General features: G+C 60.4%; 21 protein-coding genes. 4 read left to right on the top strand and 17 right to left on the bottom strand.

Going from position 1 to position 22,035, the window contains the following annotated elements:
* Nucleotides 1–26: 26 nt before the first annotated feature.
* The 4 genes from lsrB to lsrA are packed head-to-tail and all read right to left on the bottom strand — an operon-like array spanning nucleotide 27 to nucleotide 4,591.
* Nucleotides 27–1,058, bottom strand: coding sequence for an autoinducer 2 ABC transporter substrate-binding protein LsrB (lsrB, locus tag ACQKP1_RS18205; protein WP_006727859.1), 1,032 nt, complete (start codon nucleotides 1,056–1,058; stop codon nucleotides 27–29).
* Nucleotides 1,055–2,074 carry an ABC transporter permease subunit gene (locus tag ACQKP1_RS18200; protein WP_427276339.1) on the bottom strand — a complete coding sequence of 340 codons (1,020 nt, stop codon included), beginning with the start codon at nucleotides 2,072–2,074 and terminating at the stop codon, nucleotides 1,055–1,057. Before ACQKP1_RS18200 ends, lsrB begins: the two co-directional genes overlap by 4 nt.
* Nucleotides 2,071–3,096 carry an autoinducer 2 ABC transporter permease LsrC gene (lsrC, locus tag ACQKP1_RS18195; protein ID WP_427276338.1) on the bottom strand — a complete coding sequence of 342 codons (1,026 nt, stop codon included), beginning with the start codon at nucleotides 3,094–3,096 and terminating at the stop codon, nucleotides 2,071–2,073. Before lsrC ends, ACQKP1_RS18200 begins: the two co-directional genes overlap by 4 nt.
* Complete coding sequence (lsrA, locus tag ACQKP1_RS18190; RefSeq protein ID WP_427276481.1) at nucleotides 3,089–4,591, bottom strand: autoinducer 2 ABC transporter ATP-binding protein LsrA; 1,503 nt, start codon at nucleotides 4,589–4,591, stop codon at nucleotides 3,089–3,091. Before lsrA ends, lsrC begins: the two co-directional genes overlap by 8 nt.
* A gap of 240 nt (nucleotides 4,592–4,831) precedes the next feature.
* Between lsrA and ACQKP1_RS18185 the strand changes: the two genes are divergently transcribed.
* Genes ACQKP1_RS18185 through ACQKP1_RS18175 form a run of 3 tightly spaced genes read left to right on the top strand, consistent with a single transcriptional unit; the run spans nucleotide 4,832 to nucleotide 7,687 of the window.
* A complete protein-coding gene (locus tag ACQKP1_RS18185) occupies nucleotides 4,832–5,779 on the top strand; it encodes a sugar-binding transcriptional regulator (RefSeq protein ID WP_427276337.1) in 948 nt (315 codons plus the stop codon).
* Nucleotides 5,780–5,783: 4 nt separating this feature from the next.
* The gene (lsrK, locus tag ACQKP1_RS18180) at nucleotides 5,784–7,346 is read left to right on the top strand and encodes an autoinducer-2 kinase (RefSeq protein WP_427276336.1); all 1,563 of its coding nucleotides are present in this window, start codon (nucleotides 5,784–5,786) and stop codon (nucleotides 7,344–7,346) included.
* Nucleotides 7,347–7,381: 35 nt separating this feature from the next.
* The gene (locus ACQKP1_RS18175) at nucleotides 7,382–7,687 is read left to right on the top strand and encodes an antibiotic biosynthesis monooxygenase (RefSeq protein ID WP_427276335.1); all 306 of its coding nucleotides are present in this window, start codon (nucleotides 7,382–7,384) and stop codon (nucleotides 7,685–7,687) included.
* Nucleotides 7,688–7,794: 107 nt separating this feature from the next.
* Here the strand turns inward: ACQKP1_RS18175 and ACQKP1_RS18170 are convergent, their stop codons facing one another.
* The 12 genes from ACQKP1_RS18170 to ACQKP1_RS18115 all read right to left on the bottom strand — a co-directional run bounded on the left by ACQKP1_RS18170 (nucleotide 7,795) and on the right by ACQKP1_RS18115 (nucleotide 20,419).
* On the bottom strand, nucleotides 7,795–8,577 hold the full coding sequence (locus tag ACQKP1_RS18170; protein WP_427276334.1) for an SDR family oxidoreductase: 783 nt from the start codon (nucleotides 8,575–8,577) through the stop codon (nucleotides 7,795–7,797).
* A complete protein-coding gene (locus ACQKP1_RS18165) occupies nucleotides 8,577–9,506 on the bottom strand; it encodes a dihydrodipicolinate synthase family protein (protein ID WP_427276333.1) in 930 nt (309 codons plus the stop codon). Before ACQKP1_RS18165 ends, ACQKP1_RS18170 begins: the two co-directional genes overlap by 1 nt.
* Complete coding sequence (locus tag ACQKP1_RS18160; RefSeq protein WP_427276332.1) at nucleotides 9,503–10,963, bottom strand: amidohydrolase family protein; 1,461 nt, start codon at nucleotides 10,961–10,963, stop codon at nucleotides 9,503–9,505. The genes ACQKP1_RS18165 and ACQKP1_RS18160 overlap by 4 nt, the downstream gene beginning before the upstream one ends.
* Entirely contained in the window at nucleotides 10,960–12,429 is a 1,470-nt protein-coding gene (locus tag ACQKP1_RS18155; protein ID WP_427276331.1) for an ABC transporter substrate-binding protein, read from the bottom strand. The genes ACQKP1_RS18160 and ACQKP1_RS18155 overlap by 4 nt, the downstream gene beginning before the upstream one ends.
* Nucleotides 12,426–13,454 carry an ABC transporter ATP-binding protein gene (locus ACQKP1_RS18150; protein WP_427276330.1) on the bottom strand — a complete coding sequence of 343 codons (1,029 nt, stop codon included), beginning with the start codon at nucleotides 13,452–13,454 and terminating at the stop codon, nucleotides 12,426–12,428. The genes ACQKP1_RS18155 and ACQKP1_RS18150 overlap by 4 nt, the downstream gene beginning before the upstream one ends.
* On the bottom strand, nucleotides 13,451–14,431 hold the full coding sequence (locus ACQKP1_RS18145; RefSeq protein WP_427276329.1) for an ABC transporter ATP-binding protein: 981 nt from the start codon (nucleotides 14,429–14,431) through the stop codon (nucleotides 13,451–13,453). The genes ACQKP1_RS18150 and ACQKP1_RS18145 overlap by 4 nt, the downstream gene beginning before the upstream one ends.
* Nucleotides 14,432–14,448: 17 nt before the next feature.
* The gene (locus ACQKP1_RS18140; protein WP_427276328.1) at nucleotides 14,449–15,321 is read right to left on the bottom strand and encodes an ABC transporter permease; all 873 of its coding nucleotides are present in this window, start codon (nucleotides 15,319–15,321) and stop codon (nucleotides 14,449–14,451) included.
* Nucleotides 15,322–15,328: 7 nt separating this feature from the next.
* Nucleotides 15,329–16,294 carry an ABC transporter permease gene (locus tag ACQKP1_RS18135; RefSeq protein ID WP_069043141.1) on the bottom strand — a complete coding sequence of 322 codons (966 nt, stop codon included), beginning with the start codon at nucleotides 16,292–16,294 and terminating at the stop codon, nucleotides 15,329–15,331.
* Nucleotides 16,295–16,375: 81 nt separating this feature from the next.
* Nucleotides 16,376–17,944, bottom strand: a complete 1,569-nt coding sequence (locus tag ACQKP1_RS18130) for an ABC transporter substrate-binding protein (RefSeq protein ID WP_427276327.1) — start codon at nucleotides 17,942–17,944, stop codon at nucleotides 16,376–16,378.
* Between the two features lie 47 nt (nucleotides 17,945–17,991).
* Nucleotides 17,992–18,387, bottom strand: a complete 396-nt coding sequence (locus ACQKP1_RS18125; protein WP_427276326.1) for a VOC family protein — start codon at nucleotides 18,385–18,387, stop codon at nucleotides 17,992–17,994.
* Nucleotides 18,384–19,763, bottom strand: a complete 1,380-nt coding sequence (locus ACQKP1_RS18120) for a dihydroorotase (protein WP_427276325.1) — start codon at nucleotides 19,761–19,763, stop codon at nucleotides 18,384–18,386. The genes ACQKP1_RS18125 and ACQKP1_RS18120 overlap by 4 nt, the downstream gene beginning before the upstream one ends.
* The gene (locus ACQKP1_RS18115) at nucleotides 19,760–20,419 is read right to left on the bottom strand and encodes an aspartate/glutamate racemase family protein (RefSeq protein WP_427276324.1); all 660 of its coding nucleotides are present in this window, start codon (nucleotides 20,417–20,419) and stop codon (nucleotides 19,760–19,762) included. The genes ACQKP1_RS18120 and ACQKP1_RS18115 overlap by 4 nt, the downstream gene beginning before the upstream one ends.
* A 190-nt stretch (nucleotides 20,420–20,609) precedes the next feature.
* Between ACQKP1_RS18115 and ACQKP1_RS18110 the strand changes: the two genes are divergently transcribed.
* Nucleotides 20,610–21,317: a GntR family transcriptional regulator gene (locus tag ACQKP1_RS18110; RefSeq protein WP_427276323.1), complete on the top strand. Its 708-nt coding sequence runs from the start codon at nucleotides 20,610–20,612 to the stop codon at nucleotides 21,315–21,317.
* 94 nt (nucleotides 21,318–21,411) lie between these two features.
* On the opposite strand, the gene ACQKP1_RS18105 is transcribed toward ACQKP1_RS18110, so the two are convergent.
* Complete coding sequence (locus ACQKP1_RS18105; RefSeq protein WP_427276322.1) at nucleotides 21,412–22,020, bottom strand: LysE family translocator; 609 nt, start codon at nucleotides 22,018–22,020, stop codon at nucleotides 21,412–21,414.
* Between the last annotated feature and the right edge of the window lie 15 nt (nucleotides 22,021–22,035).

Below are 22,035 nucleotides of genomic sequence, written 5' to 3'. Positions count from 1 at the left end.
CCGCCCGCCGTGAGTTTGTCAGTTTGTTAGAAGTCGAAGTTGCCGATGTTGTCCTTGGTAAAGACGGTCCGCTCCGGAAGCAGGATGATGCCATTGCCCTCCGCCTCGTAGTCGTAACCCTGGACGCTGTTTGCCGAGACTTCGACGGTGCCGACGCCAGGGATTTCCAGCTTGTCGCCAACCTTCATCGGTCCGTTCTTCAGGACGTGATCGGCGACGTAAACGGAGATCTTGCCCTGCTGCGTGACGTCCCAGAGGCCGAAGCGCTGGATCGTGCCGCGCTCGATATAGGGGCGCATCACGTTCGGCGTGGAGAAGCCGACAATCGTTACACCTTCGGCGCGCTTGAGGTTTTCGGCGGCCTGCGCCGCAGCGGGAAGCGCGTTGGCATCGGGAGCGATGATCGCATCGAGGTCGGGATAGGTCTGCAGAATGCTTTCGGCTGTCTGCAGGGACTTCTGCGCATCATTGTAACCGTATTGTGTGGTGACGATCTCCCAACCCGGGTGCTCCTTGGCGATCTTCTGCTTTGCCGCTTCCGCCCAGGCATTCTGGTCAGTGACGGTCGGGCTCGAGTAGAAGAAGGCGACCTTTGCCTTTTCCTTCGTCACGCCTTCTGCTGCCATCTCGACCAGCAGGCTACCGAGCTGCTCCGGTGTTCCCTGGTTGATGTAGTAGCTGCGGCAATCCGGATTGACGTCACTGTCCCAGGTCATGACCAGAACATCGCGTTCCATGGCGCGCTTCAGGGCAGGGCACAGGCCGTCAGGCGAAACCGATGACACGATCAGGGCATTGTAGCCCTGGTTGACGTAGTTGTTGATGAACTGCACCTGGCCCGAAACACTCGGCTCGGTCGGTCCGTCATAGGTCACCTTGGCGCCGAGCTCTTCGCCGGCTTTGACGGCACCTGCGCCACCCGAGGTGAAGAAGCCGACACCGACCAGCTTGGGGATGAAGGCAATCTGGTTTTCGGCACTGGCCGAGCCTGCGCCCAGCATGGTTCCGGCTGCAAGAACGCTCGCCAGAGCGCCTGATTTCAACATGGTCTTAATCATTTACTTTCTCCTCCTGAAGTAACCGTTGCCGTGGGCTTTTTCTGTTGCCGGGCAACGGCGATGAAATCGGCCAGCATTGCGCTCCCATGACGCATTGCGACCGCGACAACCAGCAACCCTCCCGAAAGCGCGCTGGAAATCTGGCTGGGGACCCCGGCTGCCTGCAGACCCTGCTGCAGATAGCCGATGACGAATGTCGCAAGGAGCGTGCCGAGGATTGAGCCCTGGCCGCCATAGATCGATGCGCCACCGAGTACGGCTGCAGTGACCGCCGGAAGCAGCGTCGCGGAACCTAGATCGACGCGGGCCGAGCCGAAATAGGCTGACATCACGAGACCGGCAATTGCGGCTGAAAAGCCTGTGATCACATAAGTGATTGTCTGAACGCGCATGACGGGAATACCGGCGAAGCGTGCTGCGTCCTCGGACTGACCCGCAAGGAAGACGGTGCGACCGAAACGGGTGAAATGCAGCAGGACAACAAGGACAAATGCGAGCGCGAGGAACAGTGCAAGCGACGCAGGCAGTCCGAGAAACTCGGCATATCCGAAGGCATTGAAAGCCTCAGGGAAGTTGCCAATTCCCTCGTATCCACCAGCGCCGACAAGGCCGGATGCGACCGTGGCCGTGCCCTGGAAGAGGTAAAGGCTTCCCAGTGTGACAACAAGGGGCTGGATCTTCGACAGGTGAATGAGTGTCGCGTTGAACAGGCCACACAGGCCGCCCGTCGCGAGTGCCAAAGCGATCGCCAGCGGTAAAGGGACGCCGTAGAATGTAGCAACGCCGAAGATGATGGCAGCCAGGCCGATCACCGAAGCGAAGGAAACGTCAATGCCTCCGGCTATGATGACAAGGGTGAGCGGCAGGGCAACCATCCCGATCTGGATGAAGTCGGATGCGCCGTATACGAGGTTGGCGACATTCAGGAACCTGGGATTTATCAGCCCGAAGACCGCGAGTTCGACAACGAGCATGGCAAGGAGAGCGGTCTCCCAGCGGAAGAAGAGATTCTTCATCGGGCAGCCTCCGCTGTGCGTGCTATTTTCTGTTCGGGAGATGGCGAGCGTTCATGGACCGCATAGCGGCGGGCACGGATGCGCCGATCAATGAGCTGCCGGATCCGGCCATCAAGCAGCAACACGCTCAAGAGCAGTGCGCCGGCGATGAAGTCGTTCCAGTAGGCGGGAATTTTCAAGAATACGAGAGCACTGTCGATCGAGGTGATGAAGATCACCGCGGCAAAGACGCCAGCGACCGAGCCTGTGCCACCAAGGAGGCTGACGCCGCCGAGTACGTTGACGGCAATAGCCTTCAACTCGATCCCGTTGCCGGCCTGGTTCGGGATAAATCCAATCTGGGCTGCAAAGACGAGGCCGGCGAGAGCCGAGCAGATGCCTGTCGCAACGAAGGCTGCAAACTGGACACGGCGCACGGGGACGCCCAAGTGGTGAGCGGCCGCCTTGTTGTCGCCGACAGCATAGAAGAAACGACCGAACCGTGTCTTGCGAAGGCCAAGCCAGGTCAGAACAACGAGCGCGAGGACGACGACCGTAAGTGAGGAAAAGCCAAAGCCGAGATTGGCGGCCAGTGCCTTCAGGCCTTGCGGGAGGTCTTCGATCCAACGGCCGCCCGTCATGACCAGCATGATGCCACGATAGAGGCCAAGCGTTCCAAGTGTCGCCACGATGGAGGGGATGCCGAGATAGGCCACCATCAGACCGTTGAATGCGCCGGCAAGGGCGCCTGTCAGAAGGCATGCAGCGATTGCCAGCGGCAGGCTCATGCCGGCATTCAACGAGAGACCGAGAACAGCTGCGCTCAATCCAAGGACCGAACCACTCGAGACGTCGATATTGCGTGTCAGGATGACGATCATCGTGCCGAGCGAGATCAGCATCAGGACAAGGCTGCTCGAAAGGACAGAGGAAAGCGTGGCGCCAGACAGGTAGCCCGGTGCCGCAGCGCCGATGGCGGCATAGGCGAGGGCAAGAACGAGAATGAGGGTTGCGACGCGGTTCTTGGCAAAAAGGTCAAGCATGACGGGCCTCCGAAGCGCCGAAGGCAAGCCGCGCAATCGCATCGACCGAGATGTCGTCCTTCAGTTCGCCCCCTTGCCGTCCGAAGGCCATGACTTCGACCCGGTCGGCCAATTGCTCGATTTCGTCGAAGTCGGAGGAGATGAGGATGATCGCCACGCCTTCGAGAGCGAGTTTTTCGATGAGATTGTAGATGTCGTTGCGCGCCGAAACGTCGACGCCACGTGTCGGTTCGTCGAGGATCAGCACCTTCGGTCGTGCTGCAAGGCATTTCGCCATCAGGACCTTCTGTTGATTGCCGCCCGACAGGCCGCGCGCCTCCTGGCCGGCGCCGCTGCATTTGATGCCCATGGACTGACGAAACGTCTCGAAGCTCTTTTTCTCTGAGCCTGGCCGCAGGAAGAAGGGCAGGCGGTGCACGAGATAAGAGGAGACGTTCCAGAAGAGAGGGGCTTCGAGGAAGAGCCCATGCTGCTGGCGATCCTCCGGCAAATAGACAAGCCCGCGATCGATGCAGAGGCGTGGAGACCTCTTCCTGAGCTCCTGTCCATCAAGTGTGACTTTTCCTGCCGACTGATGTCTCAGGCCGAACAGGGTTTCGGCGAGCTCTGTTCGTCCCGCGCCAACGACGCCGGCAAGCCCCAGGATCTCGCCACTGCGGACCTGAAGACTGATGTCCTGAAATCCTTCACCACTCAATCCGGACACGGAAAGGCGAGGCGCATCAGTGTTGTCTGCGACGCGTTGCTCTCGAATCCTCGAAGGTGTCGCGCCGATCTGGACCCGACTCATCGCTTCGACGATGGCTGCATCGGTATAACTGTCGAGAGACCCTGAAAGCACGATAAGACCATCCCGCAAGACGCTGATCGTCCCGCAGATTTCCCGGATCTCGCGCAGCTTGTGGGAGATGAAGAAAATTCCGACCCCCTGCGCCTGCAGTTTTCGAACGCGGTCAAACAATGCGCTGGTTTCGAATGGGGTCAGTGCCGATGTGGGTTCATCAAGAATGAGGACGCGTGCGTCACGAACAAGGCCACGCAAGATCTCGACAATCTGTCGTTCTGCAATCTCCAGGGCTGCAGCCTGTCCATCGAGATCAAGCGTTACGGAGAGCTCGGCGATGAGTTGCTCGACACGGGGGCGAAGGGCCTGTGGCGAGGACCGCAGGCCAAGGCAGATGTTCTCCAGAACAGTCTGGTTGGGCAGAATATGGGCTTCCTGCGGCACGAGATAGAGACCGAGTGCCTGGGCCTGAGCGGGCGACGCATGTGTTAGTGCTTGCCCATCGATCTCGATCGAGCCCGAATTGGCCGCGATCACGCCCGACATGATCTTCATAAGCGTGGATTTGCCTGCACCATTGCCGCCGAGGAGGGCGTGAACCTCTCCGGCTTGCAAGTCGAGCGAAACGCCTTTCAGCACGGGGATTGCGCCGTAGGATTTCCAGATTTCGGTGAGCTTCGCGACCCTCCCGGTCGTCTGGCTACCTGTCATGCTGCACCTGTTCATATGTATTTTCTGGCAATCAAATGATCATAACGGTTTGGGTTCGTCAACATGTTCGCGAGAGCGGGACAGCTCCTAATGTCACAATGTTGCGCTGCAAATGATGAATATTTAGTGGAAATCAAATGATTAGGTGCGGGAGAATTTTTTCTGCCAAACTCGACGTTGACGGATCAAATGTTTATTTGATATTCAAATGATCAGAGAACGCCGAGGGAGCCCGGGCGCATGGCATCGGAAAATGGTGAATGGAGTTATGCGGATGCAGATGAGGAAATCCTCACGCGGATCGCATGGTACTATTATAATGACGGCCTGACGCAGAATGAGATCGGCGACAAGCTCAACATGTCGCGGATCAAGGTGTCCCGCCTCCTGGAAAGCGGACGGCGGTCCGGCATTATTCAGGTGCGCATCAACTCGCGCTATCAGGGGTGCCTCACACTCGAGCGGCAAATCAAGGAACGTTACGGACTGCTGGAAGCCTATGTCGTTCCGCAGCTTCCCGATCAGGATCCGAGTGATCGCCTTGGCCAGGCTGCAGCACAATTCCTCATGCAAAGGCTTCAGACGAATGATCTGCTCGCCGTCGGCTGGGGGGCAACGGTTTCGAACACGATCCAGCGTCTCGGACACCTGGCAAACGAGCGCAATATCGGCCTGGTCAGCCTGACCGGGGGTGTCGGTACCTATGTCGACGGGATGCGCACGGCCAACTGGGGAAGCAGCGTTCACCTTGTTCCTGCCCCGCTCGTCGTCCGCGATCCCGATGTTGCGCGCAATCTCTCCTCCGAGCCTGCCGTTGCCAATCTCCTCGATATGGCACTCAACGCGACCTACCAGCTGGTGGGTATTGGTGAACTCTCCGGAGCCTCGACAGTCGTGCGCTCCGGCTATGTGAGCCCCGACGAGGTGGAGCCTCTGCGCCGGAAGGGTGCTGTCGGCGATATCCTGTGCCAGTTCTACAATGAACGCGGTGAGCCGCTCGACCTACCTCTGCATGACAGGGTCATCGGGGTTAAACTGGCGGCGCTGTCTCGCGCCGAGAAGGTCGTGGCCGCGGCAGGTGGTACGCACAAGGTACAAGCCATCCATGCCGCATTGCGTGGAAAGTTCGTCGGGATCCTTATTACCGACGAGACGACGGCTGCGGGCCTCCTTGAAATGAAGGACTGAAATCATGACCACTTCCTATCTGCTCGCTGTCGATGCCGGAACTGGCAGCGGGCGCGCCGTCGTTTTCGACGAGAACGGAAACCAGGTGGCGAGTGCGCAGCAGGAGTGGTGGCACAAGGCAGATCCGCGGTTTCCCGGCTCCATGGATTTTGACGTGGAGGGGAACTGGTCTCTTCTTTCGCATGCCATTCGCGGGGCAATCGCCGAAGCCGGCATCAAGGCTGGTGATGTCAGGGCCGTCAGCGCGACCAGCATGCGCGAGGCGATTGTCGCCTATGATCGCAGCGGCCGGGAGATCTGGGCCTGCGCCAATGTCGATAGCCGCTCTGTCAACGAAGTCCGGGACCTGAAACGGGAATTCCCTGAACTGGAGCGAGAGCTCTATGAGAAAAGCGGACAGACGTTTGCGCTAGGGGCTCTGCCCAGGCTTTTGTGGCTCAAGAGAAACCTGCCGGAGGTTTATGGCCGCATTCACCGCATCAGCATGTTGTCCGATTGGGTTCTGGCCCGTCTCTCCGGTGTCATCGCCAGCGAGCCCTCCAATGCGGGAACGACCGGCCTTTACAGTCTGACGGCTCGCGACTGGCTGCCAGACGCGATGGCGAAGGCTGGCCTGCGCGATGACATCTTTCCAGAGAGCGTCGAACCAGGAACCATGATCGGTCGGGTGACCGAAAAGGCCGCGCTGGAAACGGGACTTGAGAAGGGCACACCTGTCGTCATGGGCGGTGGCGACTGCCAGAGCGGTGCTGCAGCAATCGGCGTTGTGCGGGAAGGGGACTGCGCCGTGCTCGGCGGCACGTTCTGGCAGCAAGTCGTCAATGTCGGTCTCGATGTATCCGATCCGTCGATGGACCTGCGGATCAATCCGCATGTGGTGACCGGCCTCAACCAGGCCGAAGCAATCAGCTTCTTCGTAGGCGCCGTTATGCGCTGGTTCCGTGACAGCTTTGGCGCGGAAGAGATGGCCGCTGCCGGACCAGACGGAGACGCCTACACGCTGCTGGAGCAAAAGGCAGCGGCCATTCCACCCGGCGCTTACGGGATCATTCCCGTTTTCTCCGACGTCATGCATTACGGCAATTGGTATCACGCTGCGCCTTCTCTGCTGAACCTGTCGATCGATCCGGAAAAATCCGGCAAGGCCGCCATCTTCCGGGCCTTGCAGGAGAACGCAGCCATCGTTGCTGCACGTAATCTCGATGCGATTTTCAGGCTGACGGGGAAGACACCCGAGAGGATCGTTTTTGCTGCCGGTGCTTCGAAGTCTGCCCATTGGTCACAGATCCTGTCTGATGCCACGGGGCTGCCCGTCGTGACACCGGTCGTGAAGGAGGCAACCGCCCTTGGATGTGCTGCTTCCGCTGCGATCGGCATCGGCCTCAGACGCGATTTTATCGAGGCTGCGGAAAGCTGGGTTCGATGGGACAAACAGTTCGAACCAAACTTAGCGCACAAGGCCATCTATGATGACGCGGGCGACCGATGGGCACGCGCCTACGCCTTGCAGCGCCAGCTCGTCGATGAAGGCATCACCACGGCCATGTGGAAGGCACCCGGCCTCTGAATTTCAAGACAGAACAACAAGTCAGGATTAAAGATATGCTCATTCAAATGGTCGCAATTCACGTCAAGCAAGGCCATGTCGACGAGTTTCTCGATGCTTTCCGGATCAATTATGAAGGCACCCGTCGCGAACCGGGAAACCTTCGCTTTGACGTGCTACGCAGCCCCGAGGATGACCACAGCTTTGTCATTTACGAGGTATTCAAGTCTGCAGAGGCGCTTGATGACCACCGCAAGACCGCGCATTACCTGGAATGCGTCCGCCGCATTGATCCCATCATCACAGGCCCTCGGACGAAAACTTTCTACAATGTCGAGATGGCGGATTTTCTCACTGCCTGATTCATTCAGCTGACGCGGCTTTGCATATCGGATGGCATGGCGTGCTTCTCGGCTAAGGAGTTCCGGACGGACATCCAAGATGTCCGTCCGTTTTGCTTAATCCGGCTTCAGACAGACCTTATGGCACCGCCATCCACGCGGATCTTGCTTCCCGTGACATAGGAAGCTGGCTCGGAGGCCAGGAAGATGGCAACGGCGGCAAATTCCTCCGGCCGGCCGTAGCGTCCGGCCGGAATGCCGGCTGCAGATTCGGCCGCGATCTCCTCGACACTCTTGGCTGAGCGGCTCGCTGCGGCTGCGTCGAGTTCGTCCACCCTTTGCGTGTGAATGCGCCCTGGAAGAATCACGTTCACGGTCACGCCGTCTGCAGCGACTTCCGCAGCAAGTGTTTTCGACCAGCCGATCAGGGCCGAGCGGATGCCGTTGGAGAGCGCCAACCGTACGATCGGCTGCTCCACGCCGGAGGAAGCGATCGATATGATCCGACCCCAGCGTTTTTCCCGCATGCCGGGCAGGAGACTGGTGGTGATATGGAAGATGTTGGCGGCCATGGTCTCGAAATGAGTAAGCCAGTCCGTTCTTTTCGCATCGATGGCTGCAGCCGGCGGCGGGCCGCCAGAATTGTTGACGAGGATGTCGACGCCCCCATCTGCTAAGAGCGACTGGACGGCCTTATTCACGCTGTCGATGTCGGAGAGGTCGAGCTGGAGCGGGATGACGGGACCGGCCGTTGGTGCGAGCTCGGAAGCCCAAGCCGATATGGCTGAGGTGTTGCGGGCGGCGGCATGCACTGTCACCCCTTCTTCCGCGAGCCCTCGGGCGATCGCGGCACCCAGTCCGCGGCTTGCACCCAGCACGAGAGCGGTCTTGTTTTTCAAGCCGAGTTTCATTACCCGAGTTCCTTCAATCTTCTGTCCTGCCGCGCAATCAGGCGCTCGATCTCGCTGATATCGGCGGGAGACAGGGCTCCTCCCGGTTTGCGCAGGGCCGGTGTGGCGATCGCGCCGCGTTTCGCCATGATGTATTTCCGGATGGAGAGGCCGAGGCCCGGTTGCTGTTCGTAGCGGGCGAGGGGAAGGTAAGCGTCGAAGATGTCCTGCGCGCGCTCCGGATTTCCCTGCTCGCTATAGTGAACGACGTCGCGCATCATTTCGGGATAGGCAAAGCCGGTCATCGCACCGTCTGCCCCGCGCGCCATCTCTTCCGGCAGGAAGACGCCGCCATTGCCGCACAGGATTGATATGCGCCTCTTGCCGGACGTCTCCGAAGCGGTCCGTAGTGCGGTAATTTTCGACAGACCGGGCCAGTCCTCGTGTTTCAAGCAGACGCAGGTCGGGATCTGGTCGATGATCGTCTGGATCACGGAGACGGGGATTGTGACGCTGGTGACGAGCGGGAAATCCTGCAGCACGAAAGGCGTATCGCCGATGAACTCCGCCGCCTGCTTGTAATAGGTGACGATCTGCTGATCGTTGCGCAGGGACGAGGGGGGAGCGATCATCACGCCAGCCGCACCATCATCCATAACCATCGACGTCAAGGCCTGCATCTGGGCAAAGCCTGCAGCAGAGACACCTGCAACCACCGGAACGCGACCATCGACCCTGCGAAGGATGCGTCGGACATAGGTCTGCGATTCCTCGATGGTGAGCTTCTGCGCTTCGCCCATCATCCCCAGCACGGTCAGTCCCGTCGCGCCGCGTTCAAGGTAGAAATCGACCATGCGGTCCGTGCTGTCCAGGTCGAGATCACCCGACTCCGTAAAAGGGGTGAGGGCTATGACGTAGACGCCTCTTGCCTGTTCATTCAGCCGCATCATTGGCTGTCTCCTTGATGTTTCGGATATCGTGCATGGCCAAAAAAGCCTTCGGGCTGGCCGATCATCTTCTCGAGGCCCATGCGCTCGATCAGCAGCCGGGCTTGCCTGTCGGCTTCTCCAATCACCTCATCGAGGTTCGTCCGCAGCGGGTGGCCTCCTTCGAGCAGGATCTGCCCGTCGATCACGACGGTGTCGACGTCATTGCCATTGGCGAAATAGGCTAGGCGGAAGATCGGCATCTGGTAGGGCGCGAGGTGCGGGCGCTGCATATCGACCACCACGATATCGGCCTTCTTGCCGACTTCGAGGGAGCCAAGCTCCCTGTCGATCCCAAGGGCTGTCGCCGCATCGATCGTCACCATTTCGACGGCCTTGCCCGGAGGCAGGACCGAGGGATCGCGAAAATGCGTCCGGTGATAATGCATGCACTGCTGCATGTGTCGGAACATGTCCGCCGACCGGTCCGGCGCAGTTGCATCGGAACCGATAGCCACCACAGCACCGGCCTCGATCAGTTCGATCGCCGGGCATCGGCCAAGAATGGAGGCGATCGCGCTCGGATTGTGGGCAATGCGGGTGCCGGTGTCGGCGATGATGCGGATTTCTTCGGGCGTGATATCGATGGCGTGGGACAGGAGCGCATCCGGTCCGAGGATTCCAAGCTTTTCGGCGCGGGATACCGATCCCTTCCAGTGGCCATCTTGGGTGAACACCACGCCCGCCTCGCGCGAGAGCGCCCGCACGGCCTTGGTTTGGGCGACTGCGGCTTCGTAGTCTGCGGCTGACATGTCGCGCTGATGTTCATCACGCAGGACGGGGGTGAGCAAGGCGATCTTCAAGCGTCCGCGCCCGTGCCACGTATCAAGCAGCGTGCGGCTGACGGCAAACTGCTCCTCGAAGGTTACAGGCCTTTCTGACGCCCTGCCGTCGTGCCACGATGCATAGCTTCGCGGATGCGGAGGGCGGGTCGGTCCAACGGCGACGACCGAGCGCGTACCGACGGCTGCGACGCCCTCGCAGTGGGCGCTCCCATAGGTGACGTCATCCGTCCGCATGATGGTATCGCCGCCACCGAGAAGCGAAACGCCGGTGGTGACGCCGAAGCGCAGGCGTTCGAGGGCTGCCAGCCGCGCCTCTGCGAACCAGAATTCCGGTGTCGAGCCGACGGTATAGGCAGCGTTGCAGATCTCTTCCCAGTGATTGCCTTGCTCCATGCCCATGGTCTTGATCAAGCCGTGACCAGCATGGGCATGCACGTCGATCATGCCGGGAATCACCACCTTGCAGTGGGCGTCGATGTGGCGCTCGGCCTGGTATTCTCTGGCGATCTCGTCCGCGCGCCCGACCGCGACGATGCGATCGTTAAGAACGGCGACAGCACCCTGGTCGAGGACGCGGCGACTGCCGTCCATGGTGAGGACGGTACCGCCGCTGATGATCAGGTCGACGCGCCTCATGATGCTTTCTTCCCGGACTGGAAATCAGGGAGCCGCGTCACGTCGAGCACGCAGTCGTGGCGCATGCGCCAGTCCGGCCAGGACCCCGACAGGCCTGTCACCCTCAGGGGATTGTAGAGATAGAGCCATGGGGGATCCACTTGCAGCGCGCGGAAGGCCTTCTCGAAGATCGCCGCACGTTCACTCGGATCAACAGTTGCCCGCCCCGCGTCGAGCAAGTCTTCGGCCTCGGCATTGTGAAAGCCCAGCCACCAGGAGCCTTGGGCTCTGTGATCGATCTTCTCGGCGAGGATGCGGAAGGTGCTCAAGGGGCTTGAATCGAAAACGCACATGTCGCGCACCTGCTTCAGGCGGACACCATGCGCATAGGCTTCGCGGTCTGAGTGGCGGTGAACGTTCAGCGTCACACCAATTGGGGCAAGCTGCGCCGCAAGAGCGGCCGTCAGTGCCTCGGCTTCATCCGGAAGGCGTGTCGGGCAATCGACCTCGATGGTCAGGCCTTCGCTGAAGCCGGCCTCGGCAAGCAGCTTTTTTGCCTGATCCTGATCAGGGCGCAGATCCTCTGACGGCAGGCTGCCGAAATGAATGGGGCTGACGAAGCCGGTCAGTGGCTTTGCTGCTGCTCCCACCACCCGATCGATCAGGGCCTGGCGGTCGATCGCGAGGTTAAGTGCGCGGCGAACGCGGCTGTCGGTGAGCGGTCCCTTGAAGGCATTGAAGAGGTAGATGATGGCGACGGGCACGAGCGATGTGACGCGTGTATGCTTAGCCGTTTCCTCGAGCGCCTTGGAGGCTTCGAAATCGAGGCTGTTTGCCACCTGCGCCTGGCCGGAGATCAGCATCTCCAGCCGCGCTTCCCGGTTTGGCTCCAAGCGGAAGGTTAGTTCAGCATTGGCTGGTCGTTCGCCATGCCAGCCATCGAAACGTTCGAGGTGAAGGGCTTGGCCGGGTTCGTAGGAAACCAGACGATAGGGGCCCGTGCCGACCGGCTTTGACGTGTCTCCCGCCTCGTAGTTGTCCAGTGCCGAGGGAGCGACCACGTAGCCGTAGACCAGGATGTCGAGGAGATCGGCGATCGGCTTCGACAGGCGGATGGTGACGGTCAGGGGACCGACCGCCTCGATCTCCGCGTCTCCGAGATATTGATGCCAGACCCCGGGCGCCCCGAGTGTGTAGCCCTTGTCTGGACGGGCCATGCGTATCAGCGATTGGCAGACGGCCGCCGCATCGCAGGGGGTGCCATCGTGAAAGCTCAAGCCTTCCTTCAGCCTGAACGTCCAGTGTCGCGCGTCTGGTGTGACATCCCAGGCGCTGCTGAGTGCTGGTACATAGCCGCCATCCTTGCCATAGCGCACAAGCCCGTCGAACAGGGCGTCGAAGACGGCCAGCATGTCATTCGCATCGGTGCAGTCATGCGGATCTTCGAGGGCAAGGCGCGGTTGGACAATGACGACGGGCGAACTCACTGGCTTTTCCTTTCGGCATCATTCCGATCGTGGAGGTGGCATGCAACGGCGCTGCCATCCGGCTGGGGCGTCAACACAGGACGCTCGATCGCACATCGATCGAAGGCCATGGGGCAGCGGGTTCTGAAGCAGCAGCCGGAGGGCAGGCGCAGTGCGCTTGGCACTTCGCCGACGATTTCAATCTTCGGCTTAGCCAACGACTTGTCGATGGTCGGCGCGGCCGACAGCAGAACCTGCGTGTATGGATGTTTCGGCTGGCTGAACAACTGGTCGCGGCTGGCCGTCTCCACCATGAAGCCGAGATACATAACCCCGATCCGGTCGGCGATGTGGTGAACGACCGAGAGGTCGTGCGAGACGAACAGATAGGAGAGGCCGAACTCGTCGCGCAGGTCCATCATCAGATTGAGGATCTGTGCCTGGATCGAGACGTCGAGCGCCGAGACGGGTTCGTCGGCAATGATGATCTTCGGCCGGACCGACAATGCGCGTGCGATGCCGATCCGCTGCCGCTGACCTCCGGAAAACTGATGCGGGTAGCGTCCCGCCTGTTCGGCATTGAGGCCGACCTTCGCCAGCAGCGCGATCGCCTCGTCATGCAGTTCGCGTCGGCTGAGCTTACCACCGGCCTGAGCGCGTCTCGGCTCCATCACGATGTCCCGGACCCGTTGCCGGGGGTCGAGAGAGGCATAAGGGTCCTGGAAGATCATCTGCAGCTTGCGGCGGATCGGGCGCATTTCCCGAAACTGCAAACGGGAAATGTCTTCGCCGTCGATCCGGATCTCGCCTGATGTCGGCTCGTAGATCCGGGCAATGGTCTTGGCCACGGTCGACTTGCCGCAGCCGGATTCGCCCACCAGAGCCATGACCTCGCCGGGTGCAATCGACAGGTCGACACCATTCACCGCCCGCAATTGTTTCTGGGGAGCGAGGAGCTTTCCCTTTCCGAACTGTAGCCGATCGAAAAGACCTCCCACGGGAAAGGCTTTGACCAGGCCTCGAACATCGAGCACGGGGGTCGTCATGGCGCCGTCTCCTCCAGCGGGAAGTGGCAGGCTGCATCGAGCGAGCCGCGCACGGGGGTGAGCGCCGGCGTTTCTGCCGAGCAGATGGCCTGGGCCCGGAAGCATCGGTCCCTGAAGCTGCATCCTTGGCCGAGCGTGCGGATGTCCGGCACGGTGCCGGGTATCTGGCTGAGGCGTTCCCGGCGATCGGTGATCTTGGGAATGCTGTCGAGGAGCCCGCGCGTATAGGGATGGGCAGGGGACTGGATGATCTCGCTCGTCAGCCCCCGCTCGACGACCTTGCCGCAATAAAGCACGACCACCCGGTCGGCCATCTCGGAGACAACCGCGAGATCGTGCGTCACGAGGATCATGGCGGATCCGCGATCGACGATCTGGCGCCGCATCAGCTTCAAGATCTGGGCCTGGACGGTGACATCGAGGGCCGTGGTCGGTTCGTCCGCGATGATCAGGCGGGAGCCGGCCAAGAGCGCGATGGCGATGACAACGCGCTGGCGCATGCCGCCCGAGAACTGGTGCGGATAGGCGTCGAGGCGGCTGGCGGCCTCCGAGATGCCGACATCTTCGAGCATCTCGATGCAGCGAGCCCGTCGTGCCTTCTGGTCGAGGTCGGTATGCAGGCGCAGCATTTCGTCCATCTGGCGCCCGACCGTGTAGACCGGATTGAGAGACGTCATGGGGTCCTGGAACACCATGGCGATCTCGCCGCCGCGCACCGCGCGCATCTGGTCTTCGCTCTTGCGCGTCAGGTCTTCGCCGGCAAAGACAATGCTGCCTGCCTCGATACGACCGGGGGGATCGATCAGGCCGAGAATGGAAAAGCCGATGACGGATTTGCCGCCACCGGACTCGCCGACAAGGCCGACCACTTCGCCCGGGCGGACGTCGAAGCTGACGCCGTCGACGGCTTTCACCACGCCGCCGAACGTATGGAAATGAGTTTTCAGATCCCGGACTTCGAGAAGTGCTTCGCCCATGGTCGCTGTCTCCTTCGTCATCTCAGCCGCGGATTGAGTTCGTCCCGCAAGAAATCGCCGAACAGGTTGATGCCGAAGACTAGGAACATGATGAACAACCCCGGGAATGCAGAGGTCCACCAGATGCCCGAGAACAGGACGTCGAAGCCCTCCTTGACGAGCAGGCCCAGCGATGGCTCTGTGATGGGGACGCCGACGCCAAGGAAACTCAGCGAAGCTTCGATCAGAATGAAAGTACCGACCTGGATCGTCGCAACCACGATGAGCGGCGTCATGACATTCGGCAGCACGTGGCGCAGGATGATCTCGCCGTTTCCGAGCCCTGCCACTTTGGCCGCCTGGATGTATTCTTTCTGGATTTCGCTCAAAGTCGATCCGCGCACCGTCCGGGCGTAGACCACCCAGCCGACGGCGGTGAGCGCGATCAGGACCATGCCGATGCCGGTCCCGAAGGCCGACATCAGGAAGAGCGCAATCAGCATCGAGGGAAACGACAGCTGGATGTCGGCGATGCGCATGATAATGCTGTCGATGATGCCACCGTAATAGCCGGAAATCAGGCCGAGTGCCGTCCCGATCACGCAGGAGAAGATCATGGCGGCGAGGCCGATGAAGGCGGAGATCCGCGCGCCGTAGACGACGGATGCAAGCACATCGCGGCCCTGCCCATCCGTCCCGAGCAGATACCTGCTATCGCCACCCTCCAGCCATACCGGCGGCTTGAAGCTGTCCATCAGCTCCAGTTGGGAGACGTCGTAGGGGTCCTGGGACACGAGAAGCGGTCCGAGCGTCGCAAGCAGGGCGAAGAAGGCGAGCAGTGCGCTTCCGAAGACGGCCGGCAGGTTTCGGCGGTAGTGAAAGAAGAATTCCGAAGAGAAGAACCCGGTCATGCGATCCTCACTTCACGGTAATGCGGGGGTCGATCAGCGTGTAGACGATGTCGACGATGAAATTGATGGCAACGAAGATGAAGGCTGTCAGCATCAGGTAGACGACGATGACCGGGCGATCACCGCGGTAGATGGAGTCGATCAGCAGCTTGCCTGTGCCGGGCCATGCGAAGATGGTTTCGGTGATCGTCGCGAAGGCGATGAGGTCACCGAGTTGCAGGCCGAAGATCGTGACGACCGGGATGAGTGCGTTCTTGAGGCCGTGCCTGAACAGGATGTTCTGGCGGGACGCGCCTTTGGCACGGGCAAATCGCATGTAGTCCTGTCGCATCACCTCCATCATGCCCGCACGGGTCATGCGTAGCATGATCGCAAGAGTGGCCAGCGCCAGTGTCACTGACGGCAGGATGATGTGCGACCAGCCATCCGCCGTGAAGATTGATATGCGGAGCCCCAAGATTTCGACCGTATCGCCGCGTCCGGACGAGGGCAGAAACTGGTAGCGGACAGAGAAGAAGAAGATCAGCATCATGCCCACCCAGAAGCCGGGGAGGGAAATGCCTAGCAGTGAGCCCGCCATGATGCCGCGAGACACTGGCTTGTTCGGATTTGCCCCGGCATAGACGCCGAGCGGCACGGCGATCACTGTCGCCAGCATGATTGCGACGAGCACCATTTCGATCGTTGCCGGCAGACGCTCCAGGATGAGGTCCATGGCCGGCTGGCGGAACACATAGGAACGTCCGAAATCGCCCTGCAGCATGTTGCCCAGGAAGATGAAATACTGGCTCAGCAGGGATCGATCGAGACCCAGGAGACGGCGGGCCTGTTCGATCTCGGCGGTAGTGGAATCGATCGGGATCACCATGAAGACGGGATCGCCGGTAAAGCTCATCATCAGGAAGACGATGACCGATACGCAGAAGAGTACCAGCACCATCTGCAGGAGCCGCTTGATCGTGTAACCCAGCAAGGCAGTGTCCCGTCATGAAGAAGTGAGAAATTCGGGACCGTCTCCCTCGAGGTCGACAGTCCCGCGCTTGTTCGTGTCGGCTTATTCCTTGACGTCGATCTCGTAGGCCCAGAGGAACTTGTCCGCACGCGGTGTCATCTCGACATTCGTCTTTGCGGCATAGAGATCCTGCTCGTAATGGATCGGGATCATCGGGATGTCTTCCATCAGGATCTTGGTGACTTCCTGCAGGTATCCGTCGCGCTCTTCGAGCTTGGAGGTCGCATCGGCCTTGTCGATCAGCTCGTCCACCTTCGGATTGGAATAGGATCCGCGGTTGACCTGGCCATAGCCTTCCTTCTTGTCGCGCGAGTAGAACATCACGCTGTACATCGAGCCGCCGTCACCGGAGGGAACGTCCCAGCCGCTCATGATCATGCTCGACTTATCGCTCGGCACCCGGATGTAGCCGAAGAAATTGGACTTCGGCATCAGGTTGAGCTTGAGATCGATCTTGATCTTGCCGAGCATCGACGCAAGCGCCTGAGCGATCTGCTGGTCGTTAACATAGCGGTTGTTGGTGGTGTCGAGGGTCACCGTGAAGCCGTCTGCATAACCGGCCTCAGCCATAAGAGCTGCCGCCTTTTCAAGATCGAAGGGATACATGTCGCGGAAGCTTGCACCTTCGACATAACCCGTGTGGGAAGCAGGGATGTACTGCTCCGACGGTGTCGACAGGCCGTTCATGATGATCTTGTTGATCGCATTGACGTCGATTGCGCGGACCATGGCTTCACGAACACGACGATCCATCATCGGGTTCTTGTCGAGTGCGATCGTCGGGCTCTTCTCGCGATGGTCGATCGACACGACGACGTTCAGCAGGCTCGGCTTGGTCATGACCTTATAGCGGTCATCCGCCTTGACGCGGTCGACGTCGCGGACGTTGAGATCCTGGATGACATCGACTTCGCCGGTCAGCAGGGCTGCCGTGCGGGTGGCGCCATTGGTGATCGGACGGAACGTGACTTCTTCGATCTTCGGTGCGCCAGCGAAGTAGTCAGTATTGGCGGCAAGCGTGATGTGATCTTCCTTGATCCATTCGGCCAGCTTGTAGGGGCCGGTGCCGACAGGCTTCAGGTCCAGCTGCTCGTCGCCCACTTCCTTCGCATACTTCTCGCTGAGGATCAGGACAGCTGCCAGATCGTTGGGCAGGACTGCGTAGGGCTTGGGTGTCGTGATTTCGACCGTGTAGTCGTCGACAGCCGTGAAGGAGGCGATGTTGGCGCCGAGATTGGCCATCAGCGACTTCTTCAGCCGGTCCAGGGTGAAGACGACGTCGGACGCCTTGAAGTCTTCGCCATTGTGGAACTTGACGCCCTGGCGCAGCTTGAACACCCAGGTCGTGTCATCCTTGAGCTCCCAGCTCTCTGCAAGGCCGGGTCCGAAGGAGAGATCGGCATTGCGGCGGACCAGAGGATCGTAGATGTGGTAGAACAGGATGTTGCTGGACAGCTCCTCGCCCGCCTGGGGGTCGAGATTGACGGCGTCCGACGTCAGGCCGACGGTCAGTTCCTTGGCATGGACCAGGCCGCCCAAGGCCGTCGAGCTCAAGAGGACGAATGCGGCAAGGGCCGCGATACGTCCGGATTTCATGCGAAGATTCAGCATTTTTAGTTCCCCTTTTTTGGTATGCCGACACGTTTGCATGCGCGTTTTCACCGAAGTACGGATTGCACCTCGATCTGGTAGCCTTCCGGGTCTTCCAGCACGAAGGCTCGAATTCCCAAGGAGACGCTGTCCTTTGGTTCCGTCAGCCCGATCGCGTTCTGGCTCGAGAGATAGCGATGCCAAGCATCGACATCGGGCACGCGGATGCAAAGCTGCACGGGCTTGACCGGATTGGCGCGATGCATGCCGCGGGTCTCGTCGACTAGGCCGACATAGGCATGCTCGGCAATCTTCAGGATCTTCGACCAGCCCTGATCGATCTCGAGCGGGAAGCCCATTACCTCTGTGTAGAAATAGAACGCTCTGGGCAGGTCGACATAGTAGAAGAAGGTAATCGCCTTCTCGACGATGCCGTGATCGGGCCGGGTGGCTGCCTCAGTCATGTTGTGAGATCCTTCAGAAACCATGTGCTTTCGCCGCGGCGCAGATAGCGTCCGCTGCCGGGCTTGTTGAGGACCGATTGCCCGTCATAGGCGAGCTTGCCCGCGTGATAGGTTGCGGCCACCCGTGCGGCGAAACGCCGTCCGTCATAGGGGCTCCACTTGAGGCCATCCTGAGCGCGGCTGGCGTCCCAGACATCGTCGCCCTCGGCGAGGATCGTGATGTCGGCATCGGCACCGGGGACGAGAGCCCCCTTGCGTGGATAAAGGCCGAAGAAGCGGGCAGGGCGTTCGGCGAGATATTCGGCGCAGTAATGCGCAGCATCGACGCCGCGCTGTTTTGCGACGGTAAAGAAGGCAGGCAGCAGCGTCTCCATTCCGGGTACGCCCGCACCGGCATCGAAGATGCTGTCGGTGAACTTATTGTCGATGGGCCAGCTGGAATGATCGGAGCTGACAAAGGCAATCCGGCCCTCGACCAGTTCCTGCCAGAGCCGATCGATCTGACCGGGACGAATGGGTGGGTTGACCTTCATCCGCGCGCCGAGCTCTTCACCGTCGTGTTCGGGATCGAACCAAAGATAGTGGACGCAGAGTTCGCCGGTCGCCCTGAAGCCCTCTCGCGCATAACTGTCGACCAGCCTAAAGCCGCGCGGCGTGCTGATATGGACGATGTGGGCATGACCGCCGCCATTGGCGGCGAGCTCGAGGAAATGCACTGTTGATGCCAGTTCCGCAACTTCAGGCCGGCTCGGCGAATGCGCGGTGATGCCGTTTCGACCCTCGGCCCTTGCGCGTGAAACCCGTGAGCGCACGATTTCCTGGTCTTCGTTGTGCAATCCAAGCGGCAGGTCGGTCGCGGAAAGCGCTTCCAGCAGGTCGAGGGCGAGGGCCGCATCGATCCTCGGAAAACGGGTAGGGCTGCTTTCGAAAGCGGAGATCTTGAAGGCGACGACGCCACCATCGGCGAGCGATTGCACTTCGTTCAGGGATTGCCCGGGCATGACCGTGCCGTAGAGCGCGACATCGCAATGGGCAAAGCGTTCAACGGCTTCGACCTTCGCGTCCAGATGTTCCCTCGCGCTCAGCGGGGTCGGGTTGTCGTAGGGCATATCGACGATGGTCGTGACCCCGCCGGCAATGGCAGATCGGGTCGTCGGCTCGATCCCCGGGAGGCCGAGATAGCTGCCTGCATGCGTTTGTCCGTCGACGATCCCCGGCAGGACGAAAGCGTCTCCAGCGTCGTGCAAGGTGGCGGCTGCAGGGGCTTCGCCTTCTCCGATTGCGTGGATGACCGAGCCTGAGACCGCGACCCAGCCATTGGCAATGGTCATTTGAGGCGTGACGATCTGCCCACGAATGACGAGATCAATGCTCATGCCGTCCTCCTGCGGTAGCCGAGTTCCGCCTGCATGCAGGCAAGCGCCACGCCGGCCTGAACCGGGTCGATGACAGGCAAGCCGAGTTCCGCCTGCAATGCCTCGCGGTAAGTCCCCAGGCCGGCACAGCCGAGGATGACTGCCTCGGCGCCGTCCTCATCGCGAAGCACGGAGGCGATGCGCGTAACGGGAATGACCGCATTCTGGGCGATAAGTTCAGCAACGGTCATGTCGATCGACCGATCGCCTGCAAGCCTGCCATTGAGTTGAAGGTCCTCAAGGTAGCGCAGATGGCGGTCAATAGAAGACGGCCCCATCGACACGATCCCGAAACGCTGTCCAAGTCCGAGTGCTGTCAGATAGGCCGCTTCGGCGATGCCGACGACCGGAACATTCGTGGCGGCTCGTACGGCCGAAATGCCGGGATCCGAAAAGCAAGCAATCACGATGGCGTCTGCCTTTGCCGCTTGCACAGCTTCGATCAGCATCGGCACGACTTCGGCGACATGGGCATCCGTTTCGATACCAACAGGCGCGCCCTGGAGCTCAGTGCAGCGGATTTCGTGGCCATTGCCTTCGAACGGTTTCAGGCACGCCTCCATCGAGCGTGTGACGGCCTTCGAGCTGTTCGGATTGACCACCAGGATCTGTGCCACGGTTCCTCCAAGGACGGCTCTCCCAAGCCGTTATGCTGTGATATGTATCGTAGTATACTACGAAATATCTCATGTCAAAGGCTGGCCGTCTTGCGAAGTCAGAAAAAGTGGAGGAAGACAGAAAGGGGCGTAAAGCCTTATGATCCACGAGCGGGTCCACAGATCCCATCGAGCTTGGAGAGAAGCCGCCTTGCAGAGTCTCAGCGTCGACAGTGATACCTCGCCGGCCCGGCAGAAGAAAATTTCCCTGACGGAGACCGCTTATGTTTCTCTGCGTGCGCGGGTGCTTTCCGGCTCTTTGAGGCCCGGAGCCGAGTTTTCTGAGCTCGAGCTGGCAGACCAGCTTGCCATGAGCAAGACGCCGGTGCGGGAAGCCCTCGGTCGATTGGTGGCGGAAGGACTGATCGAAGCCTTTCCGAGGCGCGGCTACCGGGTTACGCCCGTGACGGTAAAGGACATCAACGATCTCTTTGCCATCCGCGCGATGACCGAAGGCACAGCCGCCGCCATGGCCGCGCTCAATCTCTCAGCTGAAGACCTCGACCGGCTCGAAGCCCTGGCGGATGCGCGTTACGATCCGCAACAGGGCGAGAGTGTGCAGTCCTTCGTCAAGGCCAACCGCGATTTCCATCTTGCGATCGCCGAGGGCGCGAACAATCCCCGCCTCCTGGCGCTGGTGGCGGCGCATCTCGATGAGTGCACGCGGCTTTTCTATCTCGGCGCCGTCAGTCGCGACGTCAATCCGGAGACCAGCGCGGATCACCGCCGCATTGTCGACGTGCTGCGCCTGCGTGACCCGGACCTCGCCCGTGCGGCGATGGTCGAGCATAGCGAACACACACAGAAGGGCATTCTGAAGGCGCTGATTTCGAGCGACACCACGGCTTTGACTCTGTGACACGCTGCGTCAGTGATGGATAGATGCCGTCCTGGAAACCGTCTGCCTCGGTCCGGATTGGCCGCGCCAATCGCTTCAGCCGCTCGATCTTGCCTCAGCGGCTGGCGACCAGCACGCCCGCCCCGACCATCAGGGTCCCGGCGCCACGATTGAGCACGCCGATCTTTTTCGGATCAGACAGGGCCGTCTTTGCTTTGTAGCCGAGGAGCACATGCCCTCCGACTACGATCACCTCTATCATGGCAATGATAAGCAGCAGTTCCACGGTATCAGATACGGTGAGCGGACGGATGCCCAGAACCCCCGGCAGTAGAGCCAGATAGAAGATCGGCATTTTGGGGTTGGAGATGTTAAGCAGGAAGCCCGTGAGGAAAAGGCGGATCAGGCCGCCCCGCATCACGCGAGGTTTGATCTCTGGCTTCGAGCGCCACATCATGATGCCCGTGTAAATCAGGTAGATGGCACCGACATATTGGATGAAGCGCAGATTTTCGTTCATGTATTGGGCAATGGCGTTGAAGCCGATGGCCGCAAGGATGACGAAGAGGAAGATGCTGCAAACGACGCCGACACCATAGGCGACACCATGGGCAGGGCCACTGGACACGGTCTTCGACAAGATCGTCAGATTGTCAGGGCCGGGGCTCGCCGCAAACACGAAGAACGCCAGGCTAAACGTCAGGACTGTTTGTAGATCCATCATGCGCTCCTTTTCTCC

It is taken from the genome of Allorhizobium sp. NPDC080224 (assembly GCF_050281005.1).
Classification (GTDB): Bacteria; Pseudomonadota; Alphaproteobacteria; order Rhizobiales; family Rhizobiaceae; genus Allorhizobium.
This window is presented reverse-complemented; position numbering and strand designations above follow the sequence as displayed.

What these genes read in the sequence shown, in the direction of transcription:
- lsrB (WP_006727859.1), bottom strand. Translation starts at nt 1,058, where the DNA reads ATGATTAAGACCATGTTGAAATCAGGCGCTCTGGCGAGCGTTCTTGCA.
- ACQKP1_RS18200 (WP_427276339.1), bottom strand. Translation starts at nt 2,074, where the DNA reads ATGAAGAATCTCTTCTTCCGCTGGGAGACCGCTCTCCTTGCCATGCTC.
- lsrC (WP_427276338.1), bottom strand. Translation starts at nt 3,096, where the DNA reads ATGCTTGACCTTTTTGCCAAGAACCGCGTCGCAACCCTCATTCTCGTT.
- lsrA (WP_427276481.1), bottom strand. Translation starts at nt 4,591, where the DNA reads ATGACAGGTAGCCAGACGACCGGGAGGGTCGCGAAGCTCACCGAAATC.
- ACQKP1_RS18185 (WP_427276337.1), top strand. Translation starts at nt 4,832, where the DNA reads ATGGCATCGGAAAATGGTGAATGGAGTTATGCGGATGCAGATGAGGAA.
- lsrK (WP_427276336.1), top strand. Translation starts at nt 5,784, where the DNA reads ATGACCACTTCCTATCTGCTCGCTGTCGATGCCGGAACTGGCAGCGGG.
- ACQKP1_RS18175 (WP_427276335.1), top strand. Translation starts at nt 7,382, where the DNA reads ATGCTCATTCAAATGGTCGCAATTCACGTCAAGCAAGGCCATGTCGAC.
- ACQKP1_RS18170 (WP_427276334.1), bottom strand. Translation starts at nt 8,577, where the DNA reads ATGAAACTCGGCTTGAAAAACAAGACCGCTCTCGTGCTGGGTGCAAGC.
- ACQKP1_RS18165 (WP_427276333.1), bottom strand. Translation starts at nt 9,506, where the DNA reads ATGATGCGGCTGAATGAACAGGCAAGAGGCGTCTACGTCATAGCCCTC.
- ACQKP1_RS18160 (WP_427276332.1), bottom strand. Translation starts at nt 10,963, where the DNA reads ATGAGGCGCGTCGACCTGATCATCAGCGGCGGTACCGTCCTCACCATG.
- ACQKP1_RS18150 (WP_427276330.1), bottom strand. Translation starts at nt 13,454, where the DNA reads ATGACGACCCCCGTGCTCGATGTTCGAGGCCTGGTCAAAGCCTTTCCC.
- ACQKP1_RS18145 (WP_427276329.1), bottom strand. Translation starts at nt 14,431, where the DNA reads ATGGGCGAAGCACTTCTCGAAGTCCGGGATCTGAAAACTCATTTCCAT.
- ACQKP1_RS18140 (WP_427276328.1), bottom strand. Translation starts at nt 15,321, where the DNA reads ATGACCGGGTTCTTCTCTTCGGAATTCTTCTTTCACTACCGCCGAAAC.
- ACQKP1_RS18130 (WP_427276327.1), bottom strand. Translation starts at nt 17,944, where the DNA reads ATGCTGAATCTTCGCATGAAATCCGGACGTATCGCGGCCCTTGCCGCA.
- ACQKP1_RS18125 (WP_427276326.1), bottom strand. Translation starts at nt 18,387, where the DNA reads ATGACTGAGGCAGCCACCCGGCCCGATCACGGCATCGTCGAGAAGGCG.
- ACQKP1_RS18120 (WP_427276325.1), bottom strand. Translation starts at nt 19,763, where the DNA reads ATGAGCATTGATCTCGTCATTCGTGGGCAGATCGTCACGCCTCAAATG.
- ACQKP1_RS18105 (WP_427276322.1), bottom strand. Translation starts at nt 22,020, where the DNA reads ATGATGGATCTACAAACAGTCCTGACGTTTAGCCTGGCGTTCTTCGTG.